This window comes from Amycolatopsis sp. NPDC004079 (assembly GCF_040610415.1).
Lineage (GTDB): Bacteria > Actinomycetota > Actinomycetes > Mycobacteriales > Pseudonocardiaceae > Amycolatopsis > Amycolatopsis halotolerans.
The window spans coordinates 302,576-317,235 of the sequence record NZ_JBEXMH010000002.1 but is presented as its reverse complement, the minus strand read 5'-3'; the positions used below and the strand labels follow the sequence as shown (position 1 = coordinate 317,235).

General features: G+C 68.9%; 18 protein-coding genes. 12 read left to right on the top strand and 6 right to left on the bottom strand.

Annotation, left to right across the window (positions count from 1 at the left end; translation table 11 throughout):
- Positions 1-5 precede the first annotated feature (5 nt).
- The gene (locus ABZX37_RS03415; RefSeq protein WP_354735535.1) at positions 6-1,172 is read left to right on the top strand and encodes an LLM class flavin-dependent oxidoreductase; all 1,167 of its coding nucleotides are present in this window, start codon (positions 6-8) and stop codon (positions 1,170-1,172) included.
- A gap of 43 nt (positions 1,173-1,215) precedes the next feature.
- Here ABZX37_RS03415 and ABZX37_RS03410 read toward each other — a convergent pair whose 3' ends face one another.
- Positions 1,216-1,800 (bottom strand): cupin domain-containing protein, encoded by a 585-nt coding sequence (locus ABZX37_RS03410; protein ID WP_354735533.1) that lies wholly within the window; start codon positions 1,798-1,800, stop codon positions 1,216-1,218.
- Positions 1,801-2,333: 533 nt separating this feature from the next.
- On the opposite strand from ABZX37_RS03410, the gene ABZX37_RS03405 reads away from it, so the two are divergent.
- The 5 genes from ABZX37_RS03405 to ABZX37_RS03385 all read left to right on the top strand — a co-directional run bounded on the left by ABZX37_RS03405 (position 2,334) and on the right by ABZX37_RS03385 (position 7,432).
- Positions 2,334-3,053, top strand: a complete 720-nt coding sequence (locus ABZX37_RS03405; RefSeq protein ID WP_354735531.1) for a GntR family transcriptional regulator — start codon at positions 2,334-2,336, stop codon at positions 3,051-3,053.
- A 4-nt stretch (positions 3,054-3,057) separates the two neighbouring features.
- Positions 3,058-3,993: a carbohydrate kinase family protein gene (locus ABZX37_RS03400; RefSeq protein ID WP_354735529.1), complete on the top strand. Its 936-nt coding sequence runs from the start codon at positions 3,058-3,060 to the stop codon at positions 3,991-3,993.
- 14 nt (positions 3,994-4,007) lie between these two features.
- Positions 4,008-5,030 (top strand): ADP-ribosylglycohydrolase family protein, encoded by a 1,023-nt coding sequence (locus tag ABZX37_RS03395; protein WP_354735639.1) that lies wholly within the window; start codon positions 4,008-4,010, stop codon positions 5,028-5,030.
- A gap of 37 nt (positions 5,031-5,067) precedes the next feature.
- Positions 5,068-6,438 carry a glycoside-pentoside-hexuronide (GPH):cation symporter gene (locus ABZX37_RS03390; protein ID WP_354735527.1) on the top strand — a complete coding sequence of 457 codons (1,371 nt, stop codon included), beginning with the start codon at positions 5,068-5,070 and terminating at the stop codon, positions 6,436-6,438.
- 274 nt (positions 6,439-6,712) lie between these two features.
- Positions 6,713-7,432 (top strand): alpha/beta hydrolase, encoded by a 720-nt coding sequence (locus ABZX37_RS03385; protein ID WP_354735525.1) that lies wholly within the window; start codon positions 6,713-6,715, stop codon positions 7,430-7,432.
- Positions 7,433-7,489: 57 nt separating this feature from the next.
- Here ABZX37_RS03385 and ABZX37_RS03380 read toward each other — a convergent pair whose 3' ends face one another.
- The gene (locus tag ABZX37_RS03380; protein ID WP_037812879.1) at positions 7,490-7,699 is read right to left on the bottom strand and encodes a CsbD family protein; all 210 of its coding nucleotides are present in this window, start codon (positions 7,697-7,699) and stop codon (positions 7,490-7,492) included.
- Between the two features lie 184 nt (positions 7,700-7,883).
- Between ABZX37_RS03380 and ABZX37_RS03375 the strand changes: the two genes are divergently transcribed.
- Positions 7,884-8,345: an Asp23/Gls24 family envelope stress response protein gene (locus tag ABZX37_RS03375; RefSeq protein WP_354735523.1), complete on the top strand. Its 462-nt coding sequence runs from the start codon at positions 7,884-7,886 to the stop codon at positions 8,343-8,345.
- Positions 8,346-8,371: 26 nt separating this feature from the next.
- Here ABZX37_RS03375 and ABZX37_RS03370 read toward each other — a convergent pair whose 3' ends face one another.
- From ABZX37_RS03370 to ABZX37_RS03355, 4 genes are read right to left on the bottom strand one after another with little or no spacing between them, the layout of a single operon-like run.
- The gene (locus ABZX37_RS03370; RefSeq protein ID WP_354735521.1) at positions 8,372-8,866 is read right to left on the bottom strand and encodes a nitroreductase family deazaflavin-dependent oxidoreductase; all 495 of its coding nucleotides are present in this window, start codon (positions 8,864-8,866) and stop codon (positions 8,372-8,374) included.
- A 26-nt stretch (positions 8,867-8,892) separates the two neighbouring features.
- Positions 8,893-9,399, bottom strand: a complete 507-nt coding sequence (locus ABZX37_RS03365) for a PPOX class F420-dependent oxidoreductase (RefSeq protein ID WP_354735519.1) — start codon at positions 9,397-9,399, stop codon at positions 8,893-8,895.
- 7 nt (positions 9,400-9,406) lie between these two features.
- A complete protein-coding gene (locus tag ABZX37_RS03360) occupies positions 9,407-10,063 on the bottom strand; it encodes a TetR family transcriptional regulator (RefSeq protein WP_354735517.1) in 657 nt (218 codons plus the stop codon).
- Between the two features lie 58 nt (positions 10,064-10,121).
- Positions 10,122-10,559, bottom strand: a complete 438-nt coding sequence (locus ABZX37_RS03355) for a MarR family transcriptional regulator (protein ID WP_354735515.1) — start codon at positions 10,557-10,559, stop codon at positions 10,122-10,124.
- Between the two features lie 95 nt (positions 10,560-10,654).
- Here ABZX37_RS03355 and ABZX37_RS03350 point away from each other — a divergent pair, with 95 nt between their 5' ends.
- The 5 genes from ABZX37_RS03350 (at position 10,655) to ABZX37_RS03330 (ending at position 14,598) form a co-directional block, all read left to right on the top strand.
- Entirely contained in the window at positions 10,655-11,911 is a 1,257-nt protein-coding gene (locus ABZX37_RS03350; RefSeq protein WP_354735513.1) for an alpha/beta hydrolase, read from the top strand.
- Positions 11,912-12,005: 94 nt separating this feature from the next.
- The gene (locus ABZX37_RS03345; protein WP_354735511.1) at positions 12,006-12,650 is read left to right on the top strand and encodes a helix-turn-helix domain-containing protein; all 645 of its coding nucleotides are present in this window, start codon (positions 12,006-12,008) and stop codon (positions 12,648-12,650) included.
- 32 nt (positions 12,651-12,682) lie between these two features.
- The gene (locus ABZX37_RS03340; RefSeq protein WP_354735509.1) at positions 12,683-13,150 is read left to right on the top strand and encodes a DUF3291 domain-containing protein; all 468 of its coding nucleotides are present in this window, start codon (positions 12,683-12,685) and stop codon (positions 13,148-13,150) included.
- Between the two features lie 78 nt (positions 13,151-13,228).
- Positions 13,229-13,738 (top strand): DoxX family membrane protein, encoded by a 510-nt coding sequence (locus ABZX37_RS03335; protein WP_354735637.1) that lies wholly within the window; start codon positions 13,229-13,231, stop codon positions 13,736-13,738.
- 35 nt (positions 13,739-13,773) lie between these two features.
- The gene (locus tag ABZX37_RS03330; RefSeq protein WP_354735507.1) at positions 13,774-14,598 is read left to right on the top strand and encodes a hypothetical protein; all 825 of its coding nucleotides are present in this window, start codon (positions 13,774-13,776) and stop codon (positions 14,596-14,598) included.
- Positions 14,599-14,660 lie beyond the last annotated feature (62 nt).

Genomic DNA, 14,660 nt, shown 5'->3' with positions numbered 1-14,660 from the left:
GCCCTGTGCGGCACGGAGTGTTCTTCTTCGGCTCGGTCGAGATGCCGGACGTGCTCGCCGGAAACCCGGTGCCCGCCGCGCGGCGCCGCGCCACCCGCGAGCAGGTGTGGCACGCGCACGAGCGGCTGGTCGGGATGGGCGTGCTGGCCGAGGAACTCGGATACGACAGTTACTGGCTGGCGGAGCACCATTTTCAGCACGAGGGCTACGAGGTCGTGCCGAACGCGATGATGCTCGAGGCGCATCTGGCGGCGCGGACCTCGCGGATCCGGCTGGGCTCGATGTTCAGCATCGTGCCGCAGTGGAACCCGCTGCGGCTGGCCGAGGATTTCAGCAGCCTGCTCAACCTGTCCGGCGGACGCGCGGTGCTCGGCGTCGGCCGGGGCACGGTGTCTCGCGAACTGCGCAGCCTCACCGCGCATCAGGCGGACATCGGCGTGCTGTCGTCCAGCGAGGAACGCAAGGTCATCGACGCGCACAACCGCGAGGTTTTCGCCGAGTACATGGACATCGTGCGCACGGCGCTGAGTCAGGAAACCTTCTCGTACAACGGAAAGTTCTTCGAGCTTCCGCCGCCGGACAACCGCGATCCCGACCACGAGGCCGACACGCTGACGCTGGTGCCGGGCCCGCTGCACCCGGTCGAGATCTGGCAGGCGGTCACCAGCCCGCCGACCCTGGACTACGCCGCCGAGGTCGGTCACGGATGCGTGTGGTGGAACCAGTACCACGGGTACATCCGCGACCAGTGGGAGCGCTACGGCGAGCTGTACGAACAGCGCCACGGCGTCCGGCTGGCTCCGGGGCGGAACCGCATTCTGGTGCTGCCCACGCACATCGCCGACACGCACGAAGAGGCTTGGCGCACCGGGCGGATCGGGCACGACGAGTTCTGGAACCTGCTCGCGCCGTTCGGCTGGAGCAGCGGCTACCGGGGCGATGACGGCAACCGGGCTCCGGCCGGTCTGGTGCCGACGCTGGAGCAGTCCACGAAGCAGAAGTGCTGGGCGGTCGGCACTCCGGAGGAGGTGGCCGAGATCGTGCAGCACCACAAGGACACGCTCGGCCTCGAGCACCTGGTGGTGTTCCCGCATTTCCCCGGGCACACCTACGACATGGCCGCCGAGCAGATGCGGCGCTACACCGAACAGGTCGTGCCGCTGCTGCGCTGACCCGTTCCCGGACCGCGCGGCTCTCCCGGGGCCGCGCGGTCGGTCATTCCCCGGTGTTGATCAGCAGGACCCGGACCGGTTCGTCGCCCAGCCGGCGCCAGCGATGCGGCCGCGACCCCGGGTAGGTGGCGACATCGGCCTCGCCCAGCTGCTCGCGGCGCCCGTCGGCGAAATCCAGCTCGATCCGCCCGGTGACGACGTACAGCATCTCCTGCCCGACGTGCTCGAAATACTCGCCGAACTCCGCCGGGCCGCCGGTGTATTCGATGGGCTGCACCGGAAAACCCGCCCGGGACAACGCCCGCGCCGTGGAACCGGTCGGGATTTCGGCCCCCGGCATGACCATTCCCTCGTCGGCGCGCAGCAATCCGACGCCCTGCTCCGCGGGCCCGGCGAGCAGGGCCGACACCGTGGTGTCCAGCGCGACCGCGATCCGCTGCAGCGTGCTGACGCTCGCGGCGGCCAGCCCGCGCTCGAACTGGCTGAGAAAAGCGTGCGACAGGCGGGAAACCTCGCCGACTTGCTTGAGCGTCAGCCCGCGGCCGCGCCGCAGCTCGCGAACCCGCGCCCCGAGCACCCGCGCCGGATCCGGCGCGGATCCGGAATCGGGGGAGGGAGGGGTTCGCATTGGTCCGACTATACCGGAGCTGGGGTGTTCCGAAGTGGACTGCGCGGGGGAAACGCCGTAATGGGCAAGGGAAAGAGCTCGGCGAATTGGGCGGACAGCACTGTGGCCGCCGCAGTCCGCGGCAGCGCGGCGACGTAACTCTCAGCTTACGCAGAGGTCCGTGAAGGACTCCTTGAGGGAATCTGGTTCCGTGCGGGGCCCCTTGAGGGAATGCCAGGTCAACGCTGGGGACTTACGGCGCTGCGGGTGCGGTTTGCCCAGGTCGAAGGGCCTCGGCGGGGCCAGGCGTCCGTGAGGGGAACCCTGAGGGACTCAGAGTCCCTCAGGGTTCCCCTCACGGACCTCAAGACTCGGCCACATGGCGACAAATCGGGCATTCCGGCGGCGCTGACGTCCTTTGTGGACGGTCGGCGGGCGTGGGCTGCGCAGCTCAAGTCCCCGGCATGGGAATCAGAGTCCCTCAAGGAGTCCTTCACGGACCTCGGGCCGAGGTGTCGCGGAGGCTAGTTGACACACTTAGTACACTAAGTTGCATGACTGGTCGACCAAGCCGTGCGCCGCTCTATCGCACGATTCAGGGCGAGATCCAGCGCGACATCCTGAGCGGCAGGCTCAAGCCGGGGGATTGGCTCCCCTCGGAGAGTCAGCTCCGGGCGCAGTACGGTGTGTCCCAGACATCCGTGCGGCGCGCCTTCCAGGAGCTGCAGCGGCTCGGGCTGGTGGAGCGGTTCCACGGCCGGGGCAGCATCGTCGCGTCCAACGAGATCCGGGCGATGAGCCCGATGCTCGGTCTGGGCCGCGAGCTCCGGCAGCGCGGCTTCGCGATCCGGCCCGAGTTGCTCGGCAATGCCGAGGAGACCGCCGACGAAGCGGTCGCCAAGGCGCTCGACCTCGAACCCGGCGACCCGGTGCGGCACATCGAGCGGCGTTACTGGATCGGCGACGATCCGTTCGTTTTCCTCGACCACTATCTCGTGCAGCAGCCCGGGATCGACTTCGGCGAGTTCACCGGGGATTCGCTGTACGCCTTCCTCTCCGGCCGCGACGCGCAGCCCACGCACGCGCGGGAGCGGGTCAGCGCCGTCAACCTCTCCGCGGCGGAGGCCGAGCGGCTCCAGGTCGAGCCCGGGGTCGCGGCGATGCTGCGCGAGCGCACGTCGTTCGGCGCGGATCAGCGGCCGCTGGAGTTCACCCGCTACATCCTGCGCGGCGATCGCTACCACCTCGACATCGACCTCAGAAGCGAGCGCTGAGCACATGAGCACCGGGCCGCGGCTCGTCGTCGTGGGGGACGCGAGCATCGACTACTTCGTCCAGGTCCCGCACATCGCGGGCAACGACAACAAGGCCATCGGCTCCCTGTCCGGCGTCTACGGCGGCGGGATGAGCGCCAACCTCGCCGCCGCGGCCGCGCGGCACGGGATCGCGGTCGACTTGATCACGAAGACCGGGGCCGGGCCGGACACCGACAAAGCGCTGGCCGAACTCCGCGGGCTCGGGGTGTCGCTCGAACACTCCCTGCGCGACCTCGACCGTCCGACCTGGATGTGTTTCGTCCAGCTCGACGCGAGCGGGGAAAAGGCGCTGACCGGCGCCGACACCGGGATCAAGATCCCGGCGATCGAGGAGATCGACGCGTCGGTACTGGCGGGCGCGGACATCGTCGCGCCGCTGGCCGACGATCTCGAGTGGGCGGCGGCCGTCGCCGAACTCGCCCGAGAACGCGGAGCGCGGGTAGCCGTCGACCTCGAACCGGACGCGTTCGAGCCGGATCAGCCGGAGTTCGCGCGGCTGCTCGGGCTCAGCGACATCGTCTTCCTCAACGCCGCCTCGGCGACCAAACTCGCTGCCACGTCGCGCGACGCGGCCCAGCGGCTGATCGAACTCGGCGCGGAGCTCGTGGTCATCAGCGAAGGAGCGCACGGAGCGTCCACTGTGGACCGTGACGGCGTCGTGCATCGCGCACGGTTGCGCGGCGAGGTGACCGTCGTCGACACGACCGGCGCGGGGGACGCGCTGGCGGGAGCGTTCCTGGGCGCGTTGCTGGCCGGAGCCGAAGCGAGCGAAAGCCTTCGCCGAGCTGTGGCTCAGGCGACCCGTTGCGTCACCGCCGTCGGCGGCCGCACCTATCTGTCCGGCTCGCAGCGCGGCGACTGGCCAGACGACCTGATCACCATCACGACTGAGAGGTAACCGAGTTGAATTCTGTGCTGCGTTCCAAGATCCACGGCAGTCTCGCCGCGGCCTGCCTGGCCGACGCGCTCGGCGCGCCGACCGAGGAACTGAGCCGGGACCAGATCCGCGCCGCGTTCGGCGGCTACGTCACCGAATTCCACGCCCCGCTCCCCGGCGCGCCGTACGCCAAGGGCCGCGCCGCCGCGCAGATCACCGACGACTCCAGCCAGATGATCCTGCTGACCCGGCTGCTCGCCCGCACCGGAGCCGCGCTGAGCCCGGACGACATGGCGAAGCTGCTGATCGAATGGTCCAAGAACGAGAACTACTTCCCGCACTTCGCCGGGCCGACCACCCGCGAGGCCATCGCCCGGCTGGAGCGCGGCGAGGACCCCCGCGAGGTCGGCCGGACCGGGACGATCATGACCCAGGGCGCCAGCAACGGCGCCGCGATGCGGGTCGGGCCGGTCGGGCTGTTCCACCACGGCGACCCCGAAGCGGCGGTCCGGACCGCGTTCACCACCTGCGTGCCCAGCCACAACACGCCGCCCGGCGTCGCGGGTGCCGCGGCCATCGCGGCCGCGGTCGCGCGGGCCTGCACTCCTGGCGCGGAGATCGTCGACATCGTCCGCGCCGCCGTCGACGGCGCACGGGCTGGTGCCGAACTCGGCCGCACCGAAGGCCGTGACGTGCCGGGCGCGTCAGTCGAGCGCCGGATCGAGCGTGCGGTCGCGCTGGCCATCACGGCTCGCGACGACGAGCACGCGATCGACTTGATCGCCGGGGAGATCGGCGTCGGCCTGCCCGCCGCGGAGGCAGTGCCTGCCGCGCTCGGGTTCTTCGTCGCCGCGGGCGGGGATCCGGTGCGCGTCGCGCGGCTGGCGGCCAACGCGGGCGGCGACAGCGACACCATCGGCTGCATGGCGGCCGCGATCGCCGGCGCCTACCGGGGGATCGAGGCGATCGACGAGGCCGCCGTCGCCGAGGTGGAACGCGCGAACGATCTCGACCTGGCCGCGCTCGCCGACGAACTCCTGGCCGCGACCCAGCACTGACCCCTCTCCCCACCCCGATCCGAAGGGACGCTCGACGATGAGCGCAGGCAGCGAAGAATTCGCCACGGTGAGCTGGAAGGAACGCCTCTCCTTCGGAGGCGGTGACCTGGCCACGAACATCGCCTGGGGCGCACTGGCCACCTACGTGGTTTTCTTCTATACCAACGTGATCGGGGCGGCGGCGTCGGCGGTCGGCACGATCGTGCTCATCGCGCGGCTGTTCGACGGCGTGGTCGACGTCGGGATGGGCGCGATCGTCGACCGGACGTCGACCCGCTGGGGCAAGGCGCGTCCCTGGGTGCTCTGGGCCGCCGCGCCGTTCGCGATCGCGCTCATCCTGGTGTTCACCGTGCCGGGCATGGAACCGACGCCGACGCTGGTGTACATCGCGATCACCTACGCGCTGATGAACATCGCCCTCAGCGCCGCGGTGATCCCGTACGGAACGCTGAACACCCGGATGACGCGGGACTTCACCGAACGCTCCCGGCTCAACGTCACCCGGATGTTCGGCGCCACCCTCGGTTCGCTGGTCGTCACCGTCCTCACGCTGCCCTTGGTGAGCGCGCTCGGCGACGACCAGCGGGCGTGGATCATCACGTTCTGCCTCTTCGGCGCTCTCGCGGCGGTGCTGTTCTTCGTGACCTTCCGCAATACGCGGGAGCGCATCGTCGACACCGCTCCGCCGAAGGAGCAGCCGGGGATCGTCGAATCGCTCAAGCTCGCGGCGCGGAACCGTTATTGGCTGCTGCTCTTCGCGATCTTCATCGTGTTCAGCGTCGCGGAATCGCTCTACACCGGGGCGACTGCCTACTTCGCCCAGTACTTCCTCGGCAACGCCGGTTTCGCCGCGCTGATGTCGTTCATGCTCTACATTCCCGCTTTGCTGGGAATGCTGTTCATGCAGTCGGTGTACCACCGCTTCGGCAAAATCGCCCCGATGATCGTGGGCGCGGCGATCTTCGTCGCGGGTTCCCTGGTCATCGCGATCGACCCGACGAACATGACTCTGGCGGTCGCCGGTTCGATCCTGCGCGGCATCGGGCGCATCCCGATCTTCGGCGCGATCTGGGGCATGCTCCCCGACACCATCGAGTACGGCGAATGGAAGAACGGCCGCCGGCTGGAAGGCGTGCTGTACAGCGCGGGCAGCATGGGCCAGAAACTCGGCTACGGCCTGGGCGCGGCGGTGCTGGGCTGGGTCATGGGCGCGGCGGGCTACAACGGCTTGAACCACACGCAGCCGGATTCGGCGCTGGCCGCGATCAACGCGCTGTTCGTGTACGTGCCGATGGTGTTGTTCGTGCTGCTCATCGTCCTGTTCTGGGCCTACCGGCTGGAGCGGATCTACCCGGCGGTGGAGAAAGACCTGGCCGAACGGCGTGCGTCGGCTGGAATCGCGTCGTAAACGGTCTTGAGGTGGGGTTGTCCCCACCGCGCTCGGGTAGTCAGCGGTATCGCGGTCGACCGGGTTGTTCTCCACGCTGGTGTCACAACGGAAGGTCCGTTGCGTGGAGGGGGATTCGGTGACTGATTCTCGTGTGCGGCGGGGAAGATCGCGGCGGCCGCTGGCTGCTCTGGCTGCGGCGGTCGTCGCGGTCGGCGGAGTGGGCGGGTGCGCTGCCGGTGCGGCTGATCCTCCGTCCGCCGGATCGCACCTGGTTACGGTGAACGGTCGCAAGATGGCGTTTTCCGTTACGCCGGGCCGGCTGCCCGCGATTGTGCTCGACGCGGGCGGCGGGATGGATTCGTCGGAATGGGGCACAGTCGCCCCGGATCTCGCCGCGCGGACCGGATCCGAGATCATCGCCTACGACCGGTCGGGGGAGGGCAAAAGCGACGAGTCGCCCGGCCCGTGGCGAGCGGACAACGCCGCCGCCGATCTCGCTGCCGGGCTGATGCGATTGGGAGTCACCAAGAACGTGGTCCTGGTGTCGCATTCACTGGCGGGCGAAGTCGCTTTTTCCTTTGCCCGCAGCCACCCGGACCGGGTAGCGGGGGCGGTGCTCGTGGACGCGAATCTGCCGCAGTTCTTCACCCCGAGCGAGACCGCGAAGCTGGTGGCGTTGAACGAGAAGCAGGTCGAAGATCTCAAGAAAGCGCCTTCGACCCGGCAGACCCGTCAGCTTCTCGCCCAAGCCGACGGTTACGGGCCGGTGCACGAGGCGTACCACAAGCTGACCTGGCCGTCCGGCATTCCCGTTGCGGTGATCGTGTCCGCCGAGACGCCGTTTCCGACTCCCGAGGACGCGCAGTTGTGGCGACAAGCCCAGCAAGATTTCGCGCACGCCGCGCCGAACCGGACTCTCGTCACCGCTGAGCACAGTTCCCACGACGTCCCGCTCGACCGTCCGGACGTGGTCGGCACGGCGGTGGAGAACCTGCTGAAACAGGTGCGCTGAAAAACGGACGCGGGGCCTCGGCAATGGTGCCGCGACCCCGCGTCCTCTGGAGGAAAGTCAGTCTTTCTTCAGTGCGTTCTTGACTTTGCCCGCCGCGTCGCCGAGAGCGTCTTTGACATTCTCGGCGGCTTCCTTGATCCCGGCCTTCGCCTGATCGGCCTTGCCTTCGTTCTCGAGCTTCTCGTCGCCGGTCAGCGAACCCGCCGCCTCCTTGGCCTTGCCGCCGAAGTCGTCTGCCTTGGCGCCGATCTTGTCGCCCATCGACATGGATGTCCTCCTTCATCGCCGAACAACGGACGCGAGAATGCGTCAGGGGTAAGGACAACGCGGATCCGGAATCGTCACTCACCCGATGATGTGATCGTCGCCACTCGTTCGGGGAGTGAGTTTCGCGCGGTTCCGGAGTCGAACCCGGTGAACCGCAACAACGGGAACGACCGGAGGAGAATCGATGGCTTCGACGACTGACGCGGCGGCCAAGTCCCAGGACGTCGAGAAGGTCAACGCCGGGCCGCTGACCAGTTCGCAGGGGACGACCACGGTCGCGGACGTGGTGGTGCAGAAGATCGCCGGGCTGGCGACGCGGGAGATCCACGGGGTGCACGCCCTGGGCGGCGGTGCGGCTCGGGCGTTTTCCGCGCTGCGCGAGCGGATCCCGGGCGCCACTGCGTCGGCCGGGCAGGGCGTTTCGGTCGAGGTGGGGGAGAAGCAGGCCGCGGTGGACCTGCAGATCGTGGTCGAGTACGGCGTCGCGATCGCGGACGTCGCGCGCTCGATCCGGCGGAACGTGATCAGCGCGGTCGAAGGCATGACCGGGCTCGAGGTGGTCGAGGTGAACATCAACGTGGGCGACCTGCACCTGCCGTCCGACGACGAGGAGGATGCGTCCGGCGACAGCGGCCGCGTGCAGTGAGCTGAGCCCGCAGGCCAGGCTCGCGGTCAGCGAGGAGTGAGCACCACGACGGGAATCTCGCGGTCCGTCCACTCCTGGTATTTCGCGAAGTCGCGGTACAGATCGACCAATCGCGGCCAGAGGTCGCGCCGCTCGTCCGACGGCGCGACCCTCGCCGTGACCGGGACGTCGCGGCGGCCCTTCAGCTGCACGCGGGTTTCAGGTTCCGCGAGCAGGTTGAAGTACCACTGCGGATGCTTCGGCAGGCCGCCCTGGGAGGCGACGATGACCAGGTCGTCGCCGGAACGCAGGTACAGCAGCGGAGTGGTGAACAACCGGCCGGACTTGCGGCCGCAGTGTTCCAGCAGCAGCGTCGGCACCGGCTTGCGGAAGCCGGCTCCGACGCGCCATTTGCTGCCGATCCGGCCGCCCGTCAGCGTGAAGACCTTGGTCTGGACCCTGGCCATGTACTTCATCATCGCCGCCGTCACCGGCGAATCCAGGCCCTTCGGCGCTTGTTCGGGGAGGGAAAAGCGTCCCATCGTGACCTCCTGGCGGGGCGAACGCGTCAGCGAGCGGGCAGTTGCGCGGCGGTCGATCCGGCGAGCGGCATCGGGGGCAGCCCGAGCTTGCGGTGGTCCCACGAACGGACCCGCTCGACGTCGACGCGGACCGCGACCCGCTTGCTGAGCATGAATTCCACCATCGGTTTCACCTCGTCGGTGTACTCGCCATGGTATCGCTCCCAGATGTTGACCCCGACCGCCCAGAGCGCCTCCGGATCGTCGACGACCTCGGCTCGGCCTTCCAGCGAGACGCCGCGCAGGACGTCGTAAGTGAGGCCGTCCTCGATCAGCACCGTGACGCGCGGGTCGCGGCGGAGGTTGACTGCCTTCTGCGCCTTGGCTTTCGTTTCGAACCACAGCACGCCGTCGATGACCGCGAACCACATCGCGACCGCGTGCGGATGCCCGCCGGGGCCGAGCGACACCAGCGTCGCGGTGCGCTGGGCGGAAAGGTAGGCCGACACCTCCTCGGGCGTCATCTCGATCTGCGCTCGCTGCTTGGTTCCCATCGGTTCCTCACTTCCTGCGGCGGGCCCCTGGCGGGCCGGCGAGTACGGAGGTCACGACGTCGACGAGGTCGTCGACGATCTGGCCGGCGGTCCAGTCCGCCGCGTCCGGGCCGTGCAGGCGGCGGGTGCGGCCGACGTCGCCGAGGACGTTCAGTGTCACGGTCATCGCTTGGGACAGCCGGAAATCGAGCGTCCGGCGGGGGACGCCCGGGCTCAGCCGGTCCAGCAGTTCGACGAACGCGGCGTTGCGCTCGAAGAACGACGCGGCGACCGCGTCGAGCCCGTCGCCGCCGGTCGCCAGCAGCCGGCCGACCAGCCGGATCCAGCATTCGCCGCCGGATTCGAGCACCGCGACCACCGGCTGCACGAACGCGCGGGCCAGTTCGCGCGCGGTGACGTCCTTCTCGGGGACTTCTCGCAGCACCGCGTTCCGCTCGCCGGTGACCTGGCCGAGGCGGCTGCGCAGGACCGCGTCGAGCAGCCCTTCCTTGGAACCGAAGTGGTAGTGGATCGCCGCGACGTTCGTCTGCGCCGCCTGCATCACGGTCCGCAGCGACACCGCGCCGACGCCCCGTTCGGCGAAAAGCCGTTCCGCGGCGGCGATCAGGCGCTGCTCGGTCGCCGCCCCGCGACCGGCGGGGATCCGCGCGGCCTCGGTGCCCATGGCGCGGACTCTATCAGCCGATTCAATCAGTTGATAGAGTTCGCCGTGACCCTGATCGTCAGAGGCGGTCGTACAGGGTGGCCAGCCGGTCGAGCACCACGCCCGCGGCGTCGATCGCGTGTTCGTCGAGGTCCTGGGTCAGCTCGCGCAACCCTGCGGCAAGGATTTCCTCGCGCTCCTCATGCCGTCGACCGCCCGCGTCGGTGAGGGCGACGATCGACGTGCGGCGGTCTCCGGAGGCGGCTCGTTCGCGCGTGACATAACCGGCGTTGGCCAGGCCGTTGACCAGTTGAGTGACTGCTGCTCCAGTCGTTTCGACGTGTCCGGCCAGTTGGTTGACTGTCATCGGCCCGTGTTCGGCCAGGCTTTTGAGCGCGCGGGCGTGCGCGAGCGAAAGGGCTTGGGCGCTGCGGGTCGCGCGGCCGCGCAGCCGGGAATCGGCCGCGCTGAGCCGGTAAGCGGCTCGCGCCAGCCGGGTGATCGCCTCGTCGCCCATCGGTTCGCTCTCCTGTGGTGCCCGCCGCATTCCTTGCCGGGCGGAGTCTAGCCGTGGCACATTGGCTAAGTACTTAGTTAGTTGAGGAGGCGGGCATGACGACACGTTCGGCCGGGCAGAGCTGGGCCCTGGACATCGCGCTGGCGCAGGGCGGCTTCGACGCGTTGCACCCGGAAGGCAAGGGCACGCTCGAACAGCTCGGGCACGATCACGCCGACTTCGACAAGGTGTTCGCGATGGTGCGCGCCGGGGCGATGCTGCCGAAGGCGTGGGCGGTTGTCGCTGGCCAGGCTGAAGAACGGGCCGTGCACCACGAGCGGCTCGGTTACCGCAGGACGGCGTCGGACCTGTACCTGCGGGCGGCGGTGATGTACGGCCGCGCGCAGTACTCGATCTTCGACTCCGGCGACGGGCGCAAGGCGAAGTTCCGCGAGCGCTGCGATTCGTGCGTGGCGCGGCTGGGAGAGCTTCGCGGCAACACGGTCCGGCGGGTCGAACTGGACTTCGAAGGCGGCAAGATCTTCGGTCTCCTGCACCTGCCAGCGCAGCCGGTTTCCGGTGCCCCGGCGGTGATTCTCGGTCCCGGCATGGACATGATCAAGGAGGACTACATCTTCGCGGCCGAGCGCTACTACACCTCGCGCGGAGTCGTGGCGCTGTCGATCGAGGGGCCGGGGCAGGGGGAGACCCGGGCGCGCGGGCTGACGGTGACCCTGGACAACTACGAACGCGCCCTCGAAACCTACGCGGCCTACCTCGCCGGTCTGTCCGAAGTGGACGAAAACCGGATCGGCATGTTCGGCATCAGCATGAGCGGCTACTGGGCGCTGCGCGCCGCGGCGTCGCCGGAGACCCGCTTGCGCGCGGTGGCCGCGTTCGAAGCGGTGTCCGGCGATTTCGAGACGATCTTCGAACGGGCGCAGCCGAGTTTCAAGAACAACTACCTGTACATGGCGGGCTACACCGACGAGGCCGCGTTCGACCGCGACCTCAAGGAAAAGATGCCGCTGGGCGACCTGGTGACGGGCATCGGGTGCCCGGTGCTGCTGGGCATCGGCGAATTCGACGAGCTGACGCCGGTGGAGAACGCGCTCGAGACTTACGAGAAGATCCGTGCTCCCAAAGAGATGCGGGTCTACGAGGACGAATTCCATCCGCTGGGCGGGACGGCGGCGGAGGTGTTCGCGTTCGGCGCGGAGTGGTTGACGCGCGGGCTGGACGGGGAGTTCGACACGCCGGGCCGGGATGAGCGGTTCTTCGTCCACCGTGACGGCCGCACCACCGACGGGACGGCGGACCCGCGCTGGTGGCTCGGCGCGACTCCGGCTGGTCTGGCGGAAGCACGGAACTGAGGCTGCGCGGTTCGAGCACCGAAGGTCGCTCGCTGGAGTTCGGCGAGGAGCGAGCACCTCTAACGCATATCCTCGTTGTTCTTAGAATGGCGGCGTGGAAGACATCGAGGCGATCGCCGTCCTGCAGGATCCCGTCCGGCGGCGGTTGTACGACTACGTGGTTTCCCAGGAGCACGACGTGAGCCGGAACGAGGCGGCCGAGGGCGCCGGGATCCAGCGCACGCTCGCCGCTTTCCACCTCGACAAACTCGTGGACGCGGGCCTGCTGGAGACGGAGAGCAAGCGGCTGAGCGGGCGTTCGGGCCCGGGTGCCGGCCGTCCGGCGAAGCTCTACCGCCGGTCCGGCGCCGAGCGGCAGTTCTCCGTCCCGGCGCGCGACTACCGCACCGCCGCCGATCTGCTGGCCGAGGTCGCGGAGGTCGCCCGGCTGGACACCGAACTGCAGGCCGCCGCCCGGCGGGAAGGCCGCGCCGCCGCGGGCCCGGTCGAAGACCTCGCCGCCGCGAAGGAACTGCTGGCGGTCCGCGGCTACGAGCCTCGTGTGGACGGCGACGTCCTGCGCCTCGTCAACTGCCCCTTCCATGTCCTCTCGCAGCGGCATCCGGGGCTGGTGTGCGGCATGAATCTGGCGCTGCTGGAAGGGCTGCTCGAAGACGCCGACGGCCTGACGGCTCGCATGGATCCGCGTCCCGGGCTGTGCTGCGTCGTCGTCGAGTGTTCTAAAAATAATGAGAGTTGACATAGAAGGTCCGGCGATGGTGAGGTGAACGAGTGACGGAACATCACCTCGCCCAGCTCAACGTGGGCATCCTGAAATTCCCGCTTGCGGACGCCCGCATGCACGGCTTCACCTCGATGCTCGACACGCTGAACGAGGTCGCCGACCACGCGCCCGGCTTCGTGTGGCGGCTGGTCGAGGACGGCGGCAACGACGCCACCGCGATCCGGTCCTCGCTCGGCGACGACGTCCTGGTGAACATGTCGGTGTGGGAAACCCGCGACGCCTTGTGGGACTACGTCTACCGCAGCGGCCACCTGGACGTGCTGCGCCGCCGCTCGGAGTGGTTCGAACTGCCGAAGGCCCCGTTCCAGGTGCTGTGGTGGGTTCCCGCCGGGCACATCCCGACGGTCGAGGAGGCTGTCGAGCGGCTGGAACTGTTGCGGGGGAAGGGGCCCTCGCCGAGCGCGTTCGGTTTCCGGGACAGCTATCTGCCCGAGGGTGCCGCCTCCGCGCCGTGACCCGGTCTCGTCGCGCGACACGTCCGGTGGGTCGCCCGGACCGGCGCGCGGGATGGCTAGGGTGTCGGCGTGGCGAACATGTCCCGCTGGTCGGATGAGAATGGCGGCTTGGACTTCGGTCTGCTGGTGCTGCGGCTGATGCTGTCGGTCGCGATGGGCGCGCACGGGCTGATGCAAGTCTTCGGCCTGTTCGGCGGCGCGGGAATGGCGCACTTCGAGAACCTGTTGCGGGGCTACGGTTTCAGCCACAACATCGAGTTCCTGACCTGGCTGACCGGCATCACCGAGGTCGGCGGCGCCGTCCTGCTGGCACTGGGCCTGCTGACCCCGCTCGCCGCGGCCGGCCTCCTGGGCGTGGCCCTGAGCGCGGTCCGCGTGAAGTGGTCGGGCGGCCTGTTCGGCAGCACCGGCCCGGGATTCGAACTGGAACTGACCCTCGCGGCGATGGCGCTGGCCCTGCTGCTGACCGGCCCGGGCTGGTACGCCCTGGACCGCCACACGGCGTGGCGGCAGAAACCGCTGGGCTTCGCGGTGGGCGGGCTGTTCCTGTCGGTGTGCGCGGCGGTCGCGGTGGGGTCGCTTTTCTGATCGTGGCCGGCGGGCCTGTCTGGCAGGCTGGGCTGGTGTTTGCAAGTGATGACAAGGGCAATGAGCTGAACGCCGGGTTCTCCTCGGACGGGGTGCTGCCGCGAGCGGAGGAACTGCTCCGGAGCCTCGCTGGCGAGACGATCTCGACCCCCACCGGCAAGGGGAACCGCATCCTCAAGGTCGAGGACGGATCGGTGCTGGTAGGCACCGATCGGTCGCCGGAAGGACAACCCGTCCCTCTCCGCGACATCCAGCACGGGCTGGACGTCCTCGCCGCGCGGGGCACGCTCGAGGTTTCCGTTGCCGAACTAGGCCACCGGAGCACTTTCGTCGGGGCGGTGCTGGCCAACCTGCCGCACGTCAGCAGAGCCAATTCCCCGACGACGCTGACGCTGGACAGCTCCGGCACCGAACCCGCGGCGGACGTCCACTACGGCGAGCTGGACGTGAAGACTCAGGTCAAGGTCCGGACCGAACAGGCCCGGCTCCGGAAGCTGCTCGCCAACGGACGCGTTTCCGCTCCCTGTGCGTTGTGCGGCGACGAGTTCCCGTTGGAGTTCCTGGTCGCCGCGCACGTGAAGAAACGCGCGGCCTGCACTGACGACGAACGACGGAACCTCCGCGACATCGCCATGCTCGCCTGCGGCTTAGGCTGCGATCTCCTGTACGAAGCGGGCTGGGTCACCGTTGACGAAACCGGGCGCATCCAGACCGTGCGGATCGACGAGCTTCCCGCCGGGAGTCTGAAACTCCGCATGCAGCACCTGGCCGGACGTCGCTGCGGAGCGCATCGGGAAGCGTCCGAACCGTACTTCGCGTGGCATCGCTCGACCACCTTCCTGCGTCACCTGGCGGGCTGACCCGCGGAGATTCTCTTCCGCCGCGGATAGCGCTCACCCCGTCTCTCCTGCTATCTTCCTTC

Excerpts from the sequence above, each read along its gene's own strand:
- ABZX37_RS03410 (WP_354735533.1), bottom strand. The coding sequence starts at position 1,800 with ATGCGAACCCCTCCCTCCCCCGATTCCGGATCCGCGCCGGATCCGGCG.
- ABZX37_RS03405 (WP_354735531.1), top strand. The coding sequence starts at position 2,334 with ATGACTGGTCGACCAAGCCGTGCGCCGCTCTATCGCACGATTCAGGGC.
- ABZX37_RS03400 (WP_354735529.1), top strand. The coding sequence starts at position 3,058 with ATGAGCACCGGGCCGCGGCTCGTCGTCGTGGGGGACGCGAGCATCGAC.
- ABZX37_RS03390 (WP_354735527.1), top strand. The coding sequence starts at position 5,068 with ATGAGCGCAGGCAGCGAAGAATTCGCCACGGTGAGCTGGAAGGAACGC.
- ABZX37_RS03385 (WP_354735525.1), top strand. The coding sequence starts at position 6,713 with ATGGCGTTTTCCGTTACGCCGGGCCGGCTGCCCGCGATTGTGCTCGAC.
- ABZX37_RS03380 (WP_037812879.1), bottom strand. The coding sequence starts at position 7,699 with ATGTCGATGGGCGACAAGATCGGCGCCAAGGCAGACGACTTCGGCGGC.
- ABZX37_RS03375 (WP_354735523.1), top strand. The coding sequence starts at position 7,884 with ATGGCTTCGACGACTGACGCGGCGGCCAAGTCCCAGGACGTCGAGAAG.
- ABZX37_RS03370 (WP_354735521.1), bottom strand. The coding sequence starts at position 8,866 with ATGGGACGCTTTTCCCTCCCCGAACAAGCGCCGAAGGGCCTGGATTCG.
- ABZX37_RS03365 (WP_354735519.1), bottom strand. The coding sequence starts at position 9,399 with ATGGGAACCAAGCAGCGAGCGCAGATCGAGATGACGCCCGAGGAGGTG.
- ABZX37_RS03360 (WP_354735517.1), bottom strand. The coding sequence starts at position 10,063 with ATGGGCACCGAGGCCGCGCGGATCCCCGCCGGTCGCGGGGCGGCGACC.
- ABZX37_RS03355 (WP_354735515.1), bottom strand. The coding sequence starts at position 10,559 with ATGGGCGACGAGGCGATCACCCGGCTGGCGCGAGCCGCTTACCGGCTC.
- ABZX37_RS03350 (WP_354735513.1), top strand. The coding sequence starts at position 10,655 with ATGACGACACGTTCGGCCGGGCAGAGCTGGGCCCTGGACATCGCGCTG.
- ABZX37_RS03335 (WP_354735637.1), top strand. The coding sequence starts at position 13,229 with ATGTCCCGCTGGTCGGATGAGAATGGCGGCTTGGACTTCGGTCTGCTG.